10 protein-coding genes are annotated in these 15,869 nt (G+C 45.3%); 6 read left to right on the forward strand and 4 right to left on the reverse strand.

Going from position 1 to position 15,869, the window contains the following annotated elements:
* Positions 1–45: 45 nt before the first annotated feature.
* Positions 46–558, reverse strand: a complete 513-nt coding sequence (locus IP485_RS10175) for a YcgN family cysteine cluster protein (RefSeq protein WP_198327235.1) — start codon at positions 556–558, stop codon at positions 46–48.
* 277 nt (positions 559–835) lie between these two features.
* Between IP485_RS10175 and IP485_RS10180 the strand changes: the two genes are divergently transcribed.
* The 5 genes from IP485_RS10180 (at position 836) to mutY (ending at position 8,376) form a co-directional block, all read left to right on the forward strand.
* Complete coding sequence (locus IP485_RS10180) at positions 836–1,573, forward strand: dienelactone hydrolase family protein (RefSeq protein WP_198327142.1); 738 nt, start codon at positions 836–838, stop codon at positions 1,571–1,573.
* Between the two features lie 220 nt (positions 1,574–1,793).
* Positions 1,794–4,940, forward strand: coding sequence for a DUF2339 domain-containing protein (locus tag IP485_RS10185; protein ID WP_198327236.1), 3,147 nt, complete (start codon positions 1,794–1,796; stop codon positions 4,938–4,940).
* A 143-nt stretch (positions 4,941–5,083) separates the two neighbouring features.
* Entirely contained in the window at positions 5,084–6,040 is a 957-nt protein-coding gene (gene ylqF, locus IP485_RS10190; protein WP_198327143.1) for a ribosome biogenesis GTPase YlqF, read from the forward strand.
* Between the two features lie 24 nt (positions 6,041–6,064).
* Positions 6,065–7,006, forward strand: coding sequence for a GIY-YIG nuclease family protein (locus tag IP485_RS10195; RefSeq protein WP_198327144.1), 942 nt, complete (start codon positions 6,065–6,067; stop codon positions 7,004–7,006).
* 98 nt (positions 7,007–7,104) lie between these two features.
* Positions 7,105–8,376: an A/G-specific adenine glycosylase gene (mutY, locus tag IP485_RS10200; protein WP_198327145.1), complete on the forward strand. Its 1,272-nt coding sequence runs from the start codon at positions 7,105–7,107 to the stop codon at positions 8,374–8,376.
* Between the two features lie 131 nt (positions 8,377–8,507).
* Here mutY and IP485_RS10205 read toward each other — a convergent pair whose 3' ends face one another.
* Both IP485_RS10205 and rapA read right to left on the reverse strand, forming a co-directional pair.
* On the reverse strand, positions 8,508–9,410 hold the full coding sequence (locus IP485_RS10205) for an acyl-CoA thioesterase (protein WP_194364973.1): 903 nt from the start codon (positions 9,408–9,410) through the stop codon (positions 8,508–8,510).
* Between the two features lie 387 nt (positions 9,411–9,797).
* Positions 9,798–12,686: an RNA polymerase-associated protein RapA gene (gene rapA, locus IP485_RS10210; protein ID WP_198327146.1), complete on the reverse strand. Its 2,889-nt coding sequence runs from the start codon at positions 12,684–12,686 to the stop codon at positions 9,798–9,800.
* A 468-nt stretch (positions 12,687–13,154) separates the two neighbouring features.
* On the opposite strand from rapA, the gene IP485_RS10215 reads away from it, so the two are divergent.
* Entirely contained in the window at positions 13,155–14,102 is a 948-nt protein-coding gene (locus IP485_RS10215; protein WP_198327147.1) for a D-2-hydroxyacid dehydrogenase, read from the forward strand.
* A gap of 24 nt (positions 14,103–14,126) precedes the next feature.
* Here the strand turns inward: IP485_RS10215 and IP485_RS10220 are convergent, their stop codons facing one another.
* Positions 14,127–15,752, reverse strand: coding sequence for a flavin-containing monooxygenase (locus IP485_RS10220; protein ID WP_198327148.1), 1,626 nt, complete (start codon positions 15,750–15,752; stop codon positions 14,127–14,129).
* Between the last annotated feature and the right edge of the window lie 117 nt (positions 15,753–15,869).

Raw genomic sequence — 15,869 nt, forward strand, 5'->3', positions numbered from 1 at the left:
CTATTGAGAATTATCTATCGGCTACACAGAATTGATGGAGGTTGGCTAAGGCTTAACCCAATTGACCACACGATCTTCCATTTCTTCATCAGACATGCCTGTTTCAGAGACACAGCGCCCCGCCACACCGACATTGACAGCGCGCATTTTTTGCTGCGTGACCACTGCATCCCCCGTCAATAACAAATGCCAACTTGGCAAGTTTTGTCCTTTATACAAACGCTTATAAGCGCAGTGCGATGGTAGCCACATCATGTTGGGTAAGTTGTCCATCGTCAGTTGAATACAATCTGGCACGTGCTCTTGGCGCGTTGCATATTGGCTACAATATCCTGTCGCACAGTCCATTAGCTGGCAAGTCACATCGGTATATTCGACCAGCTCTTCGTCCACGTCGCCATTCTCATCTTCATCGATGTATTTAATCAAGCAGCAACTACCGCAGCCATCGCACAACGCTTCCCATTCATTATGATTCAATTCTGCCAATGCAAATCGCGACCAAAACTGCGGGCGTAGTGTCTCGACATCAGCCGTGCTATTGCTATCGCTGGCAATAGCACTGGCATCAGTACTGTCAGGAAATAGAGATACTGACGGTGATAATGATGGCGACGACTCCCCATCAGAATCATGAGCCGAATACAAGCCTGATTGATCATCACTTTTGTTTAACAAATTTATAGTCATAGCGTCACAGTAGCATTTTGATAAAGAGCGTTACAGTATTATAGCTGTTTTTGCTTGATATGGGCGTTAAGGTAGTAACAGTCAGAAAAACGAACCCTCACAATGACGAATAAATAAAACTTACAACATAAAAAAGGACAATAATATGTCAATTAAGACTTTTGAATTAATCAGTACTACCGAAAATAACGTTCAGCTTATCAGCTACGTAGCGCTACCAGAAAATGCATCAGATGAGACGCCAGTGCCAGGCATTTTAGTGGCTCCAGAATGGTGGGGCGTGGTCGATCATCCAAAATCAGTCGTTGAGCGTTTGGCAGAAGCAGGTTATGCTGCCGTTGCGATGGATGTCTATGGTGAAGGTAAATTGACCACCGATGCCGCGCAAGCCAACATGTGGATGGAGCAAGTGCTCGAAGATCAAGATATGCTCATGGCACGCTGCCGCTTGATTCTCAATGACTTCAGTGATCAACTAGCTGTGGATGGTGACAATTTAGCAGCGATTGGTTATTGCTTCGGTGGTAAAATTGTATTGGACATGGCACGCGAAGGTATGCCGTTAAAAGCAGTTGCTACCTTCCATGGTAACCCATCACCAAAACAACCAGCAGACAAAAACTTCACAGCCAAAGTATTGGTCGCCCACGGCCGCGATGATTCAATGGTTTCAATGGATGCCATCGAAGGTCTAAAATCAGAGCTAGACGCAGCCGATGTTGACTATACTATCGATGTCTATGACAACGCTAAGCATGGGTTTACTAACCCGCATGCAGATGAGCGTGCCGCCAAAAACGAAGTAGATCTTGGCTATAATGAAGCCGCTGCCAAACAAAGCTGGGAAAACATGCTTGAGTTTATGAAAGCTAACTTGGCATAAGTTGCAATAACGGAGAAGCGTAAAAGCTCTCTGTATACTGTAAAGGTTAAATAGCAAATAAAAGAAGAAGAAAGGCCGCTTATTATTTAAGCGGCCCTTTTATTTTCTCTGATACAAGATAAGTATCAATGGCTTTTTATAAGAGTCGCAAGGATAGTCTTGTACTTCTGAGTAAATCGCGTCATTATCATTTTATTATATGCTGGATTGAGTAACGGTGATGTTATATCTATTGGTAACCCAATTGGGTTGGCTGGCTTTTACGATTTTGTTAATCGTTGTAGTCGGACTATACACTCGGATCAATCGGAAAATTTGGCAACTGCGCCGCGATGTGACCGACCTACAGACCAAGCTTGAGCAGCAAAAAGATAGTAACCATCATTTGGCTAACAAGCGTATTTATACTAGTGATGAGGCTACTGAAGAGCGCGTTACTGATAATTCAGCTTTCAATACAGAAGAATCAGCAACCGATACCTCGATATCTGCGTGGCCGCCATTACCACCAACCGTTCCTCCTACCTCAAACCTAACAGCAAACTTGACAGTAACCCCTGTATCCAGCACTTCTAATAATAAACCTTTAAATAATCCGAATTTAATCAAAAATAAAACGCCCGTCACAGCTGTTCAACCGGATGAGCGCTCACTCCCTATCGTCACCTCGCTATTTCACTCTGTTAAAAACTGGTTTTTTGGTGGCAATTTAGTAGTTCGAGTCGGCGTGTTGGTACTGCTAGTCGGCGTGGTATTACTGCTGCGCTTACTGAGTGACTATATCGAGATTTCGATTGCATCAAAACTCATAGCGGTCGGTATCGCAGGATTGGCATTGGCAGCGCTTGGATTAAAGCTGACTGCAAAACGTTTCTCCTATGGGATTACTTTACAAGGCGCTGGCTTAGCCATTGCGTATTTGAGCACCTTTTTTGCTTATAGTGTTTATGAAATCATTCCAAATTTACCGAGCTTTATCGGACTTGGCATATTGTCCGCTATTACCATTGCGCTCGCCGTCCGTCAGAACGCTTTTCCTTTAGCCTTACTGTCATTATCCGGCGGTTTCTTTGCGCCTATTTTGACCAGTGACGATACTGGCAGCTTGGTGGCACTGTTTAGTTATTATCTATTATTGAATGTCACGATTGCCATCATCGCTCATTATCGCCCGTGGAAAATATTGAACTTATTCGGTGTGAGTGTGACCTTTGGCTTGGCCTACTACTGGGGCATAAGTGAGAACTTAACCGCCATCATTGAGACACAGCGCTGGTCATTGGTGTTACTGGTTGCCCTACATTTAATGTTGTATCTCTTTGTCGTAATTCGCTATGCACAACAAATCATTGCCTATAACACGCTCAATGAAGAAGATCTCAGCTATACCGATAGCGCAGATAATATAGAGCATTTAAACGAAGTCCATGTGGGCAATAGCACGTATTTATTCCCTATCGATACCGGCTTACTGTTTTCAGTACCGCTACTGGCTTTTGGCTTATTTTCTGCTCTATTAGAGGGTATTCCTCATGCTTTGACTATTGTCAGTGCCGTTTTAGGCGCGGTTTATCTTGGCTTAGGCTGGCTATTTATCCAACGTAACCAGCGATATGCCTTAATCACCGAAGGGATGTTGGCATTAGGGTTTGGATTTTTGGCCTTAGTGATTCCTTTGGCACTCGATGCAGAATGGATCGCCTTTGGCTGGTCCGTACAAGGATTGGCCTTGGCGTGGTTTGGACGACGCTCACTGCGTGCGTGGTCGGTATTATTCGGTGTGTTATTGCAGCTCATCAGTATCGTCATGTTGATGGCTACCATCGTATTCTCTAGCAATGACTATCCGATTTTAGCCTTGAGTATTTCAGCGATTGCTTATCTAGCCACGGTATTTATCTTGCGCGCTAGCAACTCGCCAGCGATGTTGAACGACCATTTGGATGCCGACTTAAATGCAAACTCAGACAGTCATTTAGCACAGGCTAAAGAAAAAAACACCACATCAGACTCAATCACGACATACGCCAGTGCATTGGGTATCAGTGACCAAGCCGCGCAGCAGTGGCTGACTTCGGTCAATAGCCAAAGCAAAGTGTTTGGCCTCGTTTGGCGCAGTCCTAAAGTGATATGGTGTTTGACCTTGACGGCTGTGGTATGGATGCTGCAAGTCTTAATACTTGATTTGAGTCACTGGTTTGAGATTTGGCAGCTCGATACGATGACGATTGCATTGGCTACACTGGTGAGTCTTGCTATCTATTGGAGTATCAACCGCTATCAGCCATGGGCAGAAACCAAACAGCTGAGTCATGGGTTGCTACTTCTGTTTTATCTGATGCTAGTACTGCAACTACCGCAGAAGTTTGAGCTGAATTTATTATGGTCATCAGCAGAATGGCTGGTGTTTGCCAGTTTACTCATTGGTTGGCTCACGGTTGGACAACTGTGGTTAAAGGTCTGGCACAACGATGCCAATCTATCTCGCTATGATGGTGCGAGTTGGCTAGGCGCTGGCATTTTAGTCATCGCGGCGGCGGCGCATTATGGTCTGCCCGCCTCTGCTGGCGTGATGGCTATTTTAATTCCAACCATTTTAATACTAGCAGGATTGTGGTGTGGTTATCGTTATGGCAGCTACCGTCAGACAGACAAACAGTCAATTGAGCTGACAACTGAAACTACCACACAGGGATTTCTGTACTGGTTTAATTGGCAGCAGGCATTATTGGGCTGCGCCGCCATCTTTGCGCCCATTGTCCTAGGTTGGGTCATCATTACCAATTGGTCTTATGATGGTGTGATTTGGGACATGTCATATTTCCCACTGTTGAATCTATATGACATTACCTCAGGGTTAGCACTATTGGTTGGTTTTGGTATTTATTACCTGAATCAGCAGTATCATAATGAGCAGCTAAACCAAGAAAACACGGTCATCCAAAAGAATATTCAGAAAGTATTTACCACTCATAATTTATTGATTATTTTAGGGCTTATTGGCTTTTGGCTAATATCTAGCATACTTATCAGAACGCTTCATGCGTTTATTGGTACTCCACTATGGAATGACTATCAAGGCGGCGCATGGCAAAGCGAGCAAGTGCAAACTGGACTGACCATGTTGTGGACGCTTTTGGCATTAATCGCCACTATTATGGCCAGTCGCTACTGGCAGCGTGCGCTTTGGTTTATGGGTATCGGGCTATTGGGTGTCGTCGTGCTTAAACTGGTCTTAGTCGATTTATCACAGACTGAAGCGATTTGGCGAGTCATTTCCTTCCTTGGCGCAGGTAGTTTGATTCTGCTCATTGGTTATTTGGCACCACTACCACCCTCGCACGATGAAATAACGGATAAGACGTAATCATAACCTGATCACGACCTCACATGATGGTTAAGTGAAATTGTGGCGTGAGCAATGTGGTTCTGTAGTAAACTGGACACCATTAGAAAGTAAACGTTGATTGTTTTACTTTTAGCATTTTTTATAAAAGGTTATGAAAGCAGATGGATAAGAGAGCAAGTATTCAGTGGTTCCCTGGGCATATGAACAAAGCCCGTAATGAAATCAAAGAAATCATGCCACAGATGGATTTGGTCATCGAGGTCATCGATGCGCGTATCCCTTATAGTAGTGAAAACCCAATGGTCGCAGCACTACGCGGTGAAAAACCTGTTATCAAAATCCTGAACAAAGCTGATCTTGCCGATCCAGAGTTGACCCAAATATGGATGGATTATCTCGAGCAACAAAGCGGTGTCAGAGCCATTGCTTGCGATACCGAAAAAGCCAACGACGTAAAACGCATCATCGCCATCTGTAAACAACTCGTTCCTAATAAAGTCGGTACGGGTCGTCAAATCAAAGCCATGATTATGGGTATTCCAAACGTTGGTAAATCAACATTGATTAACACCTTAGCAGGGCGCGCTGTCGCAAGAACCGGTGATGAACCTGCCGTGACTAAATCTCAGCAGCTGATTAAGCTGGACGATGACATTATGCTCTATGACACGCCTGGTATGCTATGGCCAAAAGTTGAAAATGAAAACTCTGGCTATCGTCTCGCAGCGACTGGTGGTATTCGTGATACGGCTTTTGACTTCGCGGATGTGGCCAGTTATACCGCTGAATACTTAATGCATGCTTATCCTGAGCTGCTAAAAACCCGCTATAAAATTGAAGAACTACCAAAGACTGATTGGCAGTTTTTTGAAGTCGCTGGACGCAATCGTGGCTGTGTACGTTCGGGCAATCAAGTCGATACGTACCGCATGTCTGAGATTCTAGTTAACGAGCTACGTAGCGCTAAAATCGGACGTATTACGCTTGAGACCCCAGCCATGACGGAAGCTGAAGAAATAGTAGTCGCTAAACAACGTGTCACAGCTGAAGAAAAGAAAAAAGCCAAAGAAGAAGAGAAACGCTTACGTCGTTTGAAAACGCGGAAGAATCGTAAATAAATCTCATAAAAAATATCGGCTACCATGAATCCATTAATACCCTCTGCTAAAACCATCCAAATCTATCTACCAAAAGGCAACCCTCGTGGGTTGCGCTTGGCAGAGATGACTACGCGTACCGTGCGCCTTATTGAGATTCCACGCATCCATATCAATGATTTTTTTGCGATGCCCGATGCTAATCAAGTGGGCTTGTATTTCTTGATTGGTGAAACAGAAAGCACGGAAAAACCTTTGCTTTATGTTGGGCAAACTGGTGACCTTAAAAGGCGTCTTAATCAGCATGACGATAAGGACTTTTGGACACGGGCTTTTGTCATGCTTTCAACCAATAATTCAATGACTCAAACTCATGCGCTATATATGGAACACAAAGCTATAGCAACTGCTACTCAAGTTGGACGCTATGAAATTAAAAATGGTAATAACGGTAATCGACCGCATACGCCTGACCCGTTAAAAGCTGACTGTGAAGAGCTTTTTTATACTCTTGATGTTTTATTATCTACTTTAGGTCAACCTATTTTTGAATCGATTAGCATCAGCTCAGTCGATAACTCTCAAACTAAAACTGTTCCTCTTACTATTGTCGAACCTACTAAGAAAAATGAAGCATTCTCATTGCAAGCTATTGGTCTAAATAAAGAACCTATACTTTTTTACTGCAAGGTAAAGAATGCAAATGCTCAAGGTTTTTATGATGATGATGGCTTTGTAGTCTTAGCAGGTTCTTTGGTACGCAAGCAACACACCCCTTCATTAAGTCAATGGGCGCTTAATAAAAAAGAGGAAATGCTTAGCGATGATAAGTTAGTTGAACATAATAATGAGTCTTATAAGTTGGTAGAAGATCTATTGTTTAAAACACCAAGTGGTGCAGCACAAATAGTCACTGGTCGTCCTACTAATGGTTGGGTAGAATGGAAAGACTGTAACGGACGAACTCTAAGCGATACTTATCGTTAACTAATAAGCTTTATACCTGCCATATCAAACTTCATATAATATTTAATTTAATGATTTTCTATCACTGTTTTACCAACATCTTACTGATATAAGAGCCTATGACCCAGCTAACTGCCAACTCTATACCTTCTGAAACTAACTTTAGCCACTCTCTAACCTCCTTAAACTCCTTCGCCCCACGCCTACTCGATTGGTTTGCCGAAAACGGTCGCCACGATTTGCCTTGGCAACAGCACCAAACCGATACACCCAATCCTTATATTGTTTGGTTGTCCGAAGTGATGCTTCAGCAAACACAAGTAACCACTGTTCTGCCCTACTTTGCGCGATTTATGGCATCGTTTCCGACAGTGCAGGATTTAGCAGCAGCGGACTGGGATACCGTAGCAGAGCATTGGGCAGGACTTGGCTACTATGCACGCGCACGTAACTTGCATAAAGGCGCCAAGCAGTTGGTCGAGGTAATCGATGAAACAGGTGGATTTCCGCAGACACTCACAGGATGGGAAGCCATTTCTGGTGTTGGGCCGTCGACTGCTGGTGCAATCATGGCAATGGGCTTGCACCATTACGGTGTCATCTGCGATGGTAACGTTAAACGAGTCATCACGCGTTGGGCAGCGATTGACGGCGACATTACTAAGTCTGCCACGACCAAAGAACTGTGGGCATTAGCGGAACGTTTGACACCTACAGAGAACTCAGGACTATTTGCGCAAGCGATGATGGATATGGGTGCAACCTTATGCACCCGTAGCAAGCCTGCCTGTCTGTTATGTCCATTGAAAGAAGACTGTCTAGCCCATGCGCAAGGACGCGAAACGGATTATCCTGTCAAAGCAAGAAAACAGCCCAAGCCCAGTAAGTTCAGTAATGCCTTATTAGTTAAAGATACGAATGGCGACATTCTATGGCTACAGCGTCCTGACAATGGTATCTGGGGTGGACTGTGGAGCTTACCATTGGAATTTGTAGAAAAAATTGAGGGTAAAGCGAGTGGCAGCACTGCGAAAAAAGTAGACGCTAGCGATGATAAACCGTCAGATATGACAAATGACGTACGTAGTAATGAAAAAGTATATGAGGCAGAATTTACCACCGCTGAGCAGATTATAAATGAGTGGCTGATAAAGAATAAATTAGTAGCAGCACCTATCAGTAAGACCTTGCTTGATGAAGCCCCTATTAAGCATTCACTAACGCACTTTCACTGGTATTTGACCCCGCAATCAGTAACTCTAAATACTAAGCAAACTGCCGAAATAACCAACGCACTGCAGGCTGCCGACATTAATATTAACTGGTTGAACGCTGATGATGCTCAAGCAACCCTTGGATTGCCACGGGCGATGGTTAAGATTTTAGAGTAATCTTATAAGCTATATCTCCACACCAATCATGCTTGAACCAACTACTCAAAGCTCGTCTTGCATGCCATAAAAAAAGCGACTCACTATCAATAGTGAGTCGCTTTTTTTTAGTCTTTATAATATAGTTAGCGCTAAGACTTCGGCACACGTAAGCGCATCAGGCCTTCTTGTTGCACCGTGGCAACCAGCTTACCATCTTGCCAAAACTGTCCGTGGTTCAGCCCTTTCGCATTGGATGTCGTGTCACTCCACATGTCGTACAACATCCATTCGTTCAAATCAAAATCACGGTGAAAATGCATTGAATGATCGATGCTCGCTGCTTGTAGACCACTGGTCATAAAGCTAACACCATGTGACATCAGTCCTGTACCTACTAAGTAAAAATCAGAAGAGAACGCTAGCAGTGCCTGCTGAATAGCCACCGGTTGATTGCCCAACTCGCGGATACGTAGCCAGTTTGCCTGCTTTGGTTTCATAGGTTCTGGACTGATCGGGTTACGTGGTTTGACCGGTTTGATCTCCACATGACGGCGACGCATAAACCTTGATTTTAGTGCTTCTGGTACTTTGCCCACATTTTCTTCTTTTAAATCTTGCTCAGTCAGCAGATCTTCTGGTGGTGGATAGACCGGCATATCTTCTTGATACTCAAGCCCTTCCTCCATCGGTGAAAATGAGGCAATCATCGAAAATATTACTTGCTCAACAGGTGGCTTACCACGCACTTCTTTGTACTGAATCGCAGTCACTTCACGTGCAGACAGACTACGACCATCGCGCAATCGACGCACCTGATAAATCACTGGTTGGTTAATATCGCCGCCGCGCAAAAAATAACCATGCAGTGAGTGACAAGGCTTGTCTTTATCTAATGTATGCGCCGCTGCCATAATCGCTTGTGCCAGTACTTGCCCACCAAATATCCGACTGCCCACATAGTCATGGCTTTTACCCTCAAAGACATCGGGGGTAACTTCAATAAGTGCGATAGTAGCCAGCAGCTCATCGATCAGTTGCGAATTATTGGACATGACGATATGTTTCCTTATTTTTATCAAAAACGCTTGGCACCTAAAAGTATCAATGCCAGATAGCTGATGTGTTTGAATCTAAAATAATGTGAGATCACTTGCTAAAATATACAAGAGAGACGGTTTTTAAGCCGTATTACCTAAGCGATGACACGCCCTCTAGCCAGCAGCGCTATCGCTATAGTCAAAGAAGTATAAAAGGTAAACATCTTACCCAATATCGATGGCTTTGACTAGCTACTGTCCGCCTACTCATAAGTCTTGTGTTGCTATTTTTGTTCAACAAACGATGAGCAATTAATTTATAAGGCGGTACCAATCACAAAAAAACGAGATGTCTAATAACATCTCGTTTTTTTAAAAGCTTAAACGATGATGCCTCAGTGCTTAGGGCTTGACTGCCACCAGTACGCGAATAGAGTCCGGTACGAGCGATAAGTTACCAAGCGCTTGCTCACCTTGCGCTTTTAATTGCTCTAAGCGCTCAATCTCTTCGGGGCGTACATTTGGATTGATAGTTTGTAGATGTTTCAGGCGTTTGATTTCGCGTGACCACTGCTGACTAAAACGTGCGCTCGCTTGCTCACCAATTTCAGCGATTTGCTGACGCGCGATGTCTTCAGCTTCATAATAACGCTGCTCAATCACATCGCCGCGCACTTTAATCACTTGGCGAGCTCTGTTTTTGTCCAAGCGCTCAATGTGCGGCATGATCATCTCAGCGCTGATACGCGCGGATAAATCACTGCCCTGCTCGCTGATAAACACACGGATATTTTGCGTGGTCAATGTCGCTGGCAAGTTCAGCAGTCTTGGTGCGATCGCTTCTACACGAAAGTTCACTTCTAGCAGTACCATGCCTTGCGGGACGGCAGCACTCTTAAGCATAGCAACCGTAGTGTTACCAAAGGTGCTGGTACTTGCCAGCTCATAGATAGCGCGCATCAATGGATGCTCGTGCGTGATAAATTCAATATCTTCACGCTGCAGCGCCTGATCGCGCTCAAAGGTCAACGTCATGCCGTCTTCGTCACCCAGTGGCAAGCCATCGATATAATCACTGATCTCAGTGCTATCGATCGGTGCGATGACCCAAGAGCCATCGCGCTGGATATTGTGATCAATATTGGCAGAGGCAAAAAAGCGCTCAATGAAATGCGGCAACAAATTATTGCCATCAAAATCGCGCATAGCATCAGCGATACGGCCAGCAACACGCGGACGGCATGAGTTGTACTCTAGCAGACGATCACGGCCAGCTTGCAATTGTGCTTCTAGTCCCAATCGCGTTTGTAGCGCTTCATCGATGATACCTTTCAAGATACTGCGATTGTCCGCTGTATCCGCACCTTCTAGCATTGGCTTTAGGTCTTGAATATACTGCTCTTGCACGCTCTGCGCTGTTGGAGAAATCTGATTGAACATATTCAGCGCATTGTGATACCACTGATACAGACGCTCTTGCGCCGTGCCTTGTACATAAGGCACATGCAGCATGATTTGTTGCGTCTGACCGATACGATCTAGACGACCAATACGCTGCTCTAGCGTATCTGGGTTGGCAGGCAGATCCCATAATATTAGCTGGCTTGCAAACTGAAAGTTACGACCTTCTGAACCAATCTCTGAGCACAGCAATATCTGCGCGCCTTCGCTATCAGCAAAGAATGCCGCCGCTTGGTCACGCTCAAGCAAGGTCATTTGCTCAGTAAAGATAGCAGTTTTGATACCAGCATGCAGACGCAATACGGCCTCTAAGCTCTCAACTGTCGCGCCACTACGGGCAATCAGCAGTACTTTTTGATGCTTGAGCTCACCGCGTAAGATATCAATCAACCAAGAGACGCGAGGATCGTCTTCTAACCAGCCGCCATCAGGTTGATTCTCTTCGCCCCATAGCTGCTCACGCAGTTTACCAGTGGTCTGATAGCTGCCTACCCACGCCTCAGGTAATGGCAATGGATACGGCTGGCTGCTACGACCATGGAAGCCTTTGACACTCTCACGCGTGTTACGGAACAAAATACGGCCCGTACCATGACGGTCTAATAGTTCGTTGAGTGCATGTGTTCGCAGTTTTTCGTCATCGTTAATGGCTGCTAACTCATCAATACTGATATCAAGCAAACTACTCAAAGCAGCGATTTGCCCTTCACTGACTGGTTTATCTTCTATCAGCACACCAGCGACAGCAGCGGTTTCAGCAAATGCTGCTTGTCCGTCGATAAACTCATCTAAATCATCAAAACGATCTGGATCAAGCAAGCGCAAACGTGCAAAGTGACTTTGAGCGCCCAATTGTTCAGGTGTCGCCGTCAATAGCATCACGCCAGGAGTTTCTTCAGCGAAATCTGCGATTAGGTCATATTTGTCGTTGCCACCTTGTGCCTCATCCCAATGCAGATGATGCGCCTCATCAACGACCAACAGATCAAATCCAGCATCCATCGCTTGATCGTACAAATCAGGATGGTCAATTAATAAGTCCATACCAGCGATGATACATTGCTCAGTGGCAAAGACGTTTTGCTCGGGATCGTGTTCTTTGATCGCAGCCGTACGCACCAAATCAAACAGCGCAAAGTTCAGGTTAAAACGACGACGTAGCTCAATCATCCATTGGTATTGCAGGCTGTCCGGCACGAGTATCAGTACTCGCTCAGCTTTACCGGTCAATAGCTGCTGATGGATAATCATGCCCGCTTCGATGGTTTTACCCAGACCCACTTCGTCAGCGAGTAAGACGCGCGGCGCGATACGTTTACCGACTTCATGTGCGATATATAGCTGATGCTCGATGATATCGACACGCGCCCCCATCATGCCTTTTAGAGGATGACCTGCTAGCGCAGCCTGCATACGCAAGATATCTTGACGCAGCTCGTACCAATCACCGCGCTCAATACGACCAGCAAGCAAGCGTTCAAGCGGCTTGGCAAGCGTGATATTAGCGGCAAGGCGCGTCTCCATAATACCGCGCTCGTGCTCATCGACGCCATATTTGAGTACACCCATCACTTCATCGACGGCATTGACGACATAGCTTTTGCCATCTTGGTCATAAATGCTGTCACCCACCTTGAACACCACGCGCGATAGCGGCGCAGAGTTTTTGGCATAGACGCGCGTCTCTTCACTTTGCGGGAATAAAATATGCACACATCGATCATCGACATCGATGACCACGCCCAAGCCAAGCTCAGACTCCGTATCAGATAAATAACGTTGGCCAACGGCGAATTCAGTACTGTGCAATGAAGCAATAGAGATAGTCATAAGGCGATGTCTTTTGTACTCAGATAATAAAAAATTAGATACCAATAGTGGCTTATGATAGCGATTAGGGGACTAGAGATGCAGATTATCAACGAAATTAAAAGCACTCTTAGAAAACCCAGCCGCCACGCGCAGCCATTATATAACGTTAGCGGCTAGATGAGTGCGTTAAGTTAATTTTTCAAGTGGCCAATTTTGATACCTGATGCGTTTGGGTGATATGAATTTAGGCAGTATTTACTTGGCACTGTATTTTAGAGAGGTGCTGCGGGGTGAATATAATCCATTCAATTTCAAACTAATATCAATGTGTTGAGATAGGTCTGTGGCTGGCATCACCCTTTCACACATTCAGTGGATTACTTTTTGCTTAAAAAGACCAACGTGCTACATTAGGCCGATACTCATTCATAAGACAACCATTCGTTAGACAATCATCGATACGACAACAATAAATAAGGAGCAATCATGCAGGCTGTTTTTTTAGATAAAGGTACATTCTCTGAGGGCATCGACTTGCCTGCCCCAACAGGCGTCAGCGATTACATCACTTATGACGATACCCCTAAAGACACCGCTGTCATCATTGAGCGCTGCCGTGACGCGGATATTATCATTACTAATAAAGTTCAAATCAGTGCGGATGTAATTAGCCAACTACCCAAGCTAAAGCTTATCCAACTGACTGCCACAGGCATGAATAACGTCGATCATGATGCTTGTCATGAACATGATGTCGCTCTCTACAATGTCGCAGGCTATGCAGTAAAAAGCGTGCCCGAGCATACGTTTATGCTCATGCTAAACGCAATGCGCGCAGGCATCCATTACCATCAAAAAGTTGCTGATGGTTCATGGCTGGCAAACGGCAATTTTTGCCTGCTTGATATTCCGCTGATAGATTTGGAAGACAAAACACTGGGCATCATTGGTATCGGCACGATTGGCAAACGCGTGACCGAAATCGCCCGCGCCTTTGGAATGACGGTATTATGGGCGGAGCATCAGGGGCGTGCGCCGCGCAGCGATGACTATACTGCATTTGATGACGTGCTGGCACAGGCCGATGTGCTAAGTCTACATTGTCCTTTGACCGAACAAACCGAGCATTTAATTAATAAAGACACCTTAGCAAAAATGACGAAACAACCCCTCATCGTCAATGTCGCTCGCGGCGGTATCGTCGATAGCCAAGCATTGACTGATGCGATCAACAGTGAGCAAATCACAGGCTATGCCAGCGACGTGTTCGAACAAGAACCCATCGCAGCCGACGACCCTTTATTGACGATGTCTAATCACCCTCGCGTCATCTTTAGTCCGCACAACGCTTGGGGCAGCAAAAGCGCACAAGAAACTCTGTGGGTGATGCTAAGCAAGCAAGTTGCTGACTTTATTAACAGTCACCATTCATAGTGACTGTTAATAATCAATAAGCTGCTAACGACTAAACCGTAGCCAATCGTCTTTTATTTTGCGATATTTCAGCATGATACGGTCGCTTAGATAGTTATTGGTCACGTGCCAAGGGTAGCGATCGCCTTGCTTTGGCAGCGCGTCTTTGGCACGATTGACATATCCTGATGACAGCGAGCCCATGACGGTATCAGCCTGTGCATGGGCTTTATCTTTCGCCGTTTGTGCTTGTGGTAGTACCACTTGGTAGCGATGCTGATGCATATAGCCGAGTAACCTGAGCACATACTGACACGCCAAATCGATTTTTAGTGTCCATGAGGCATTGGTATAACCGAACAGCACTGCCATGTTGGGCACATTTTCAACCATGACGGCTTTATACGTCATACGAGTCCCGATATCGACCGCTTGACCATCGATATAGACAGCGGCGGCGCCTAACATCTGTAGTTTTAGCCCCGTCGCCGTCACGATGATATCTGCATCAATATGTTGGCCAGATTTTAGTAGGATACCCGTCTTGGTAAAGTGATTGATCTGGTCTGTCACCACCGCTGCACGTTTCCCCTGAAAGGCTTTGAACATATCACTGTCTGGTACTGCGCAGACGCGTTGATCCCACGGATTATAATCTGGCAAAAAGTGCTTAATATCAATCCCGCTACCTTTTAGCTCTTTTTTCACCCCACCTTTTAGTACGGCTTTCATCACTTTTGGGGCATAAATGGCAACTTTGTACAGCCCTTGTTGTATTAAGACGTTGCGTGTGCGCAGCACGCTATAAGCCTGCGCTTTTGATAAAGGGGAAAATTTACCTGATAACCAGTCAATCGCATAGTCATCGCCCGGCACGCTCGCTACATAAGTGGGCGTACGCTGGAGCATGGTGACATGTCGTGCGCATTGTTCTGCGTCTTCATCTACTAGCGCAGGTAGTAACGTCATCGCAGTGGCACCGCTGCCAATAATGACGACTTTTTTGTCTTGGTACTCTAGATTATCCCAATGCTGCGGATGGACGATACGACCTTTAAAATCCTCTTCTGCATCAAACGTCGGTCGATACCCTTGTTCATAGTCATAGTAGCCAGTCGCACCTACCACAAACTTAGCGGTCTTAATAAATATGTCACCGCTAGCATGGTCTTTGATAGTCGCTGACCACTGCTGATCGTCACTCGACCATGAGAGCTGCTGCACCTCATGCTGGTAGCGAATGTGCTCAGTCACTTTGAATTCACGCGCCGTATCTGCAATATAGCGTTTGATATCACTGCCTTTTGCCAACATTCTGTAATCTAACCACGGTCGAAAATTGTAGCCAAACGTCAAGGCATCAGAGTCAGAGCGAATACCAGGGTATGTGAATAAATCCCAGGTCCCGCCCAAATCCGCACGTTTTTCGAATATAGCAAAGCGCTGCGGATTCTTTTGCTGATGGGTCGATTTTTTCTTTTTTTGGTGTTTTGAGCTTTTATGACCGAATAAGTCTTTATGCTGTTGCTGCTGTAAACGGCACGCCATGCCAATACCAGCGATGCCCGCACCAATAATCATCACTTCATAATCAGCTGGCGCGGTCGACTTTTGGCTTTTACGTCTAAAACGATTTTTAATGGCCTGTTCGGTGGTCGTAATATCAAGCATACTCTCATCCTTGTGTTTGCATGACTGGTGCTATATAGCGAGCGTGTTTTTTGTAAAATGTTCGGTGGATAGTTGCTATTCATTGCCTGCTTCATACAGTGCTTATAGTCAGTAATT

Origin of the sequence: Psychrobacter sp. NG27 (assembly GCF_016106655.1) — a bacterium.
Lineage (GTDB): Bacteria > Pseudomonadota > Gammaproteobacteria > Pseudomonadales > Moraxellaceae > Psychrobacter.

Excerpts from the sequence above, each read along its gene's own strand:
- IP485_RS10180 (WP_198327142.1), top strand. The coding sequence starts at position 836 with ATGTCAATTAAGACTTTTGAATTAATCAGTACTACCGAAAATAACGTT.
- IP485_RS10185 (WP_198327236.1), top strand. The coding sequence starts at position 1,794 with ATGTTATATCTATTGGTAACCCAATTGGGTTGGCTGGCTTTTACGATT.
- ylqF (WP_198327143.1), top strand. The coding sequence starts at position 5,084 with ATGGATAAGAGAGCAAGTATTCAGTGGTTCCCTGGGCATATGAACAAA.
- IP485_RS10195 (WP_198327144.1), top strand. The coding sequence starts at position 6,065 with ATGAATCCATTAATACCCTCTGCTAAAACCATCCAAATCTATCTACCA.
- mutY (WP_198327145.1), top strand. The coding sequence starts at position 7,105 with ATGACCCAGCTAACTGCCAACTCTATACCTTCTGAAACTAACTTTAGC.
- IP485_RS10205 (WP_194364973.1), bottom strand. The coding sequence starts at position 9,410 with ATGTCCAATAATTCGCAACTGATCGATGAGCTGCTGGCTACTATCGCA.
- rapA (WP_198327146.1), bottom strand. The coding sequence starts at position 12,686 with ATGACTATCTCTATTGCTTCATTGCACAGTACTGAATTCGCCGTTGGC.
- IP485_RS10215 (WP_198327147.1), top strand. The coding sequence starts at position 13,155 with ATGCAGGCTGTTTTTTTAGATAAAGGTACATTCTCTGAGGGCATCGAC.
- IP485_RS10220 (WP_198327148.1), bottom strand. The coding sequence starts at position 15,752 with ATGCTTGATATTACGACCACCGAACAGGCCATTAAAAATCGTTTTAGA.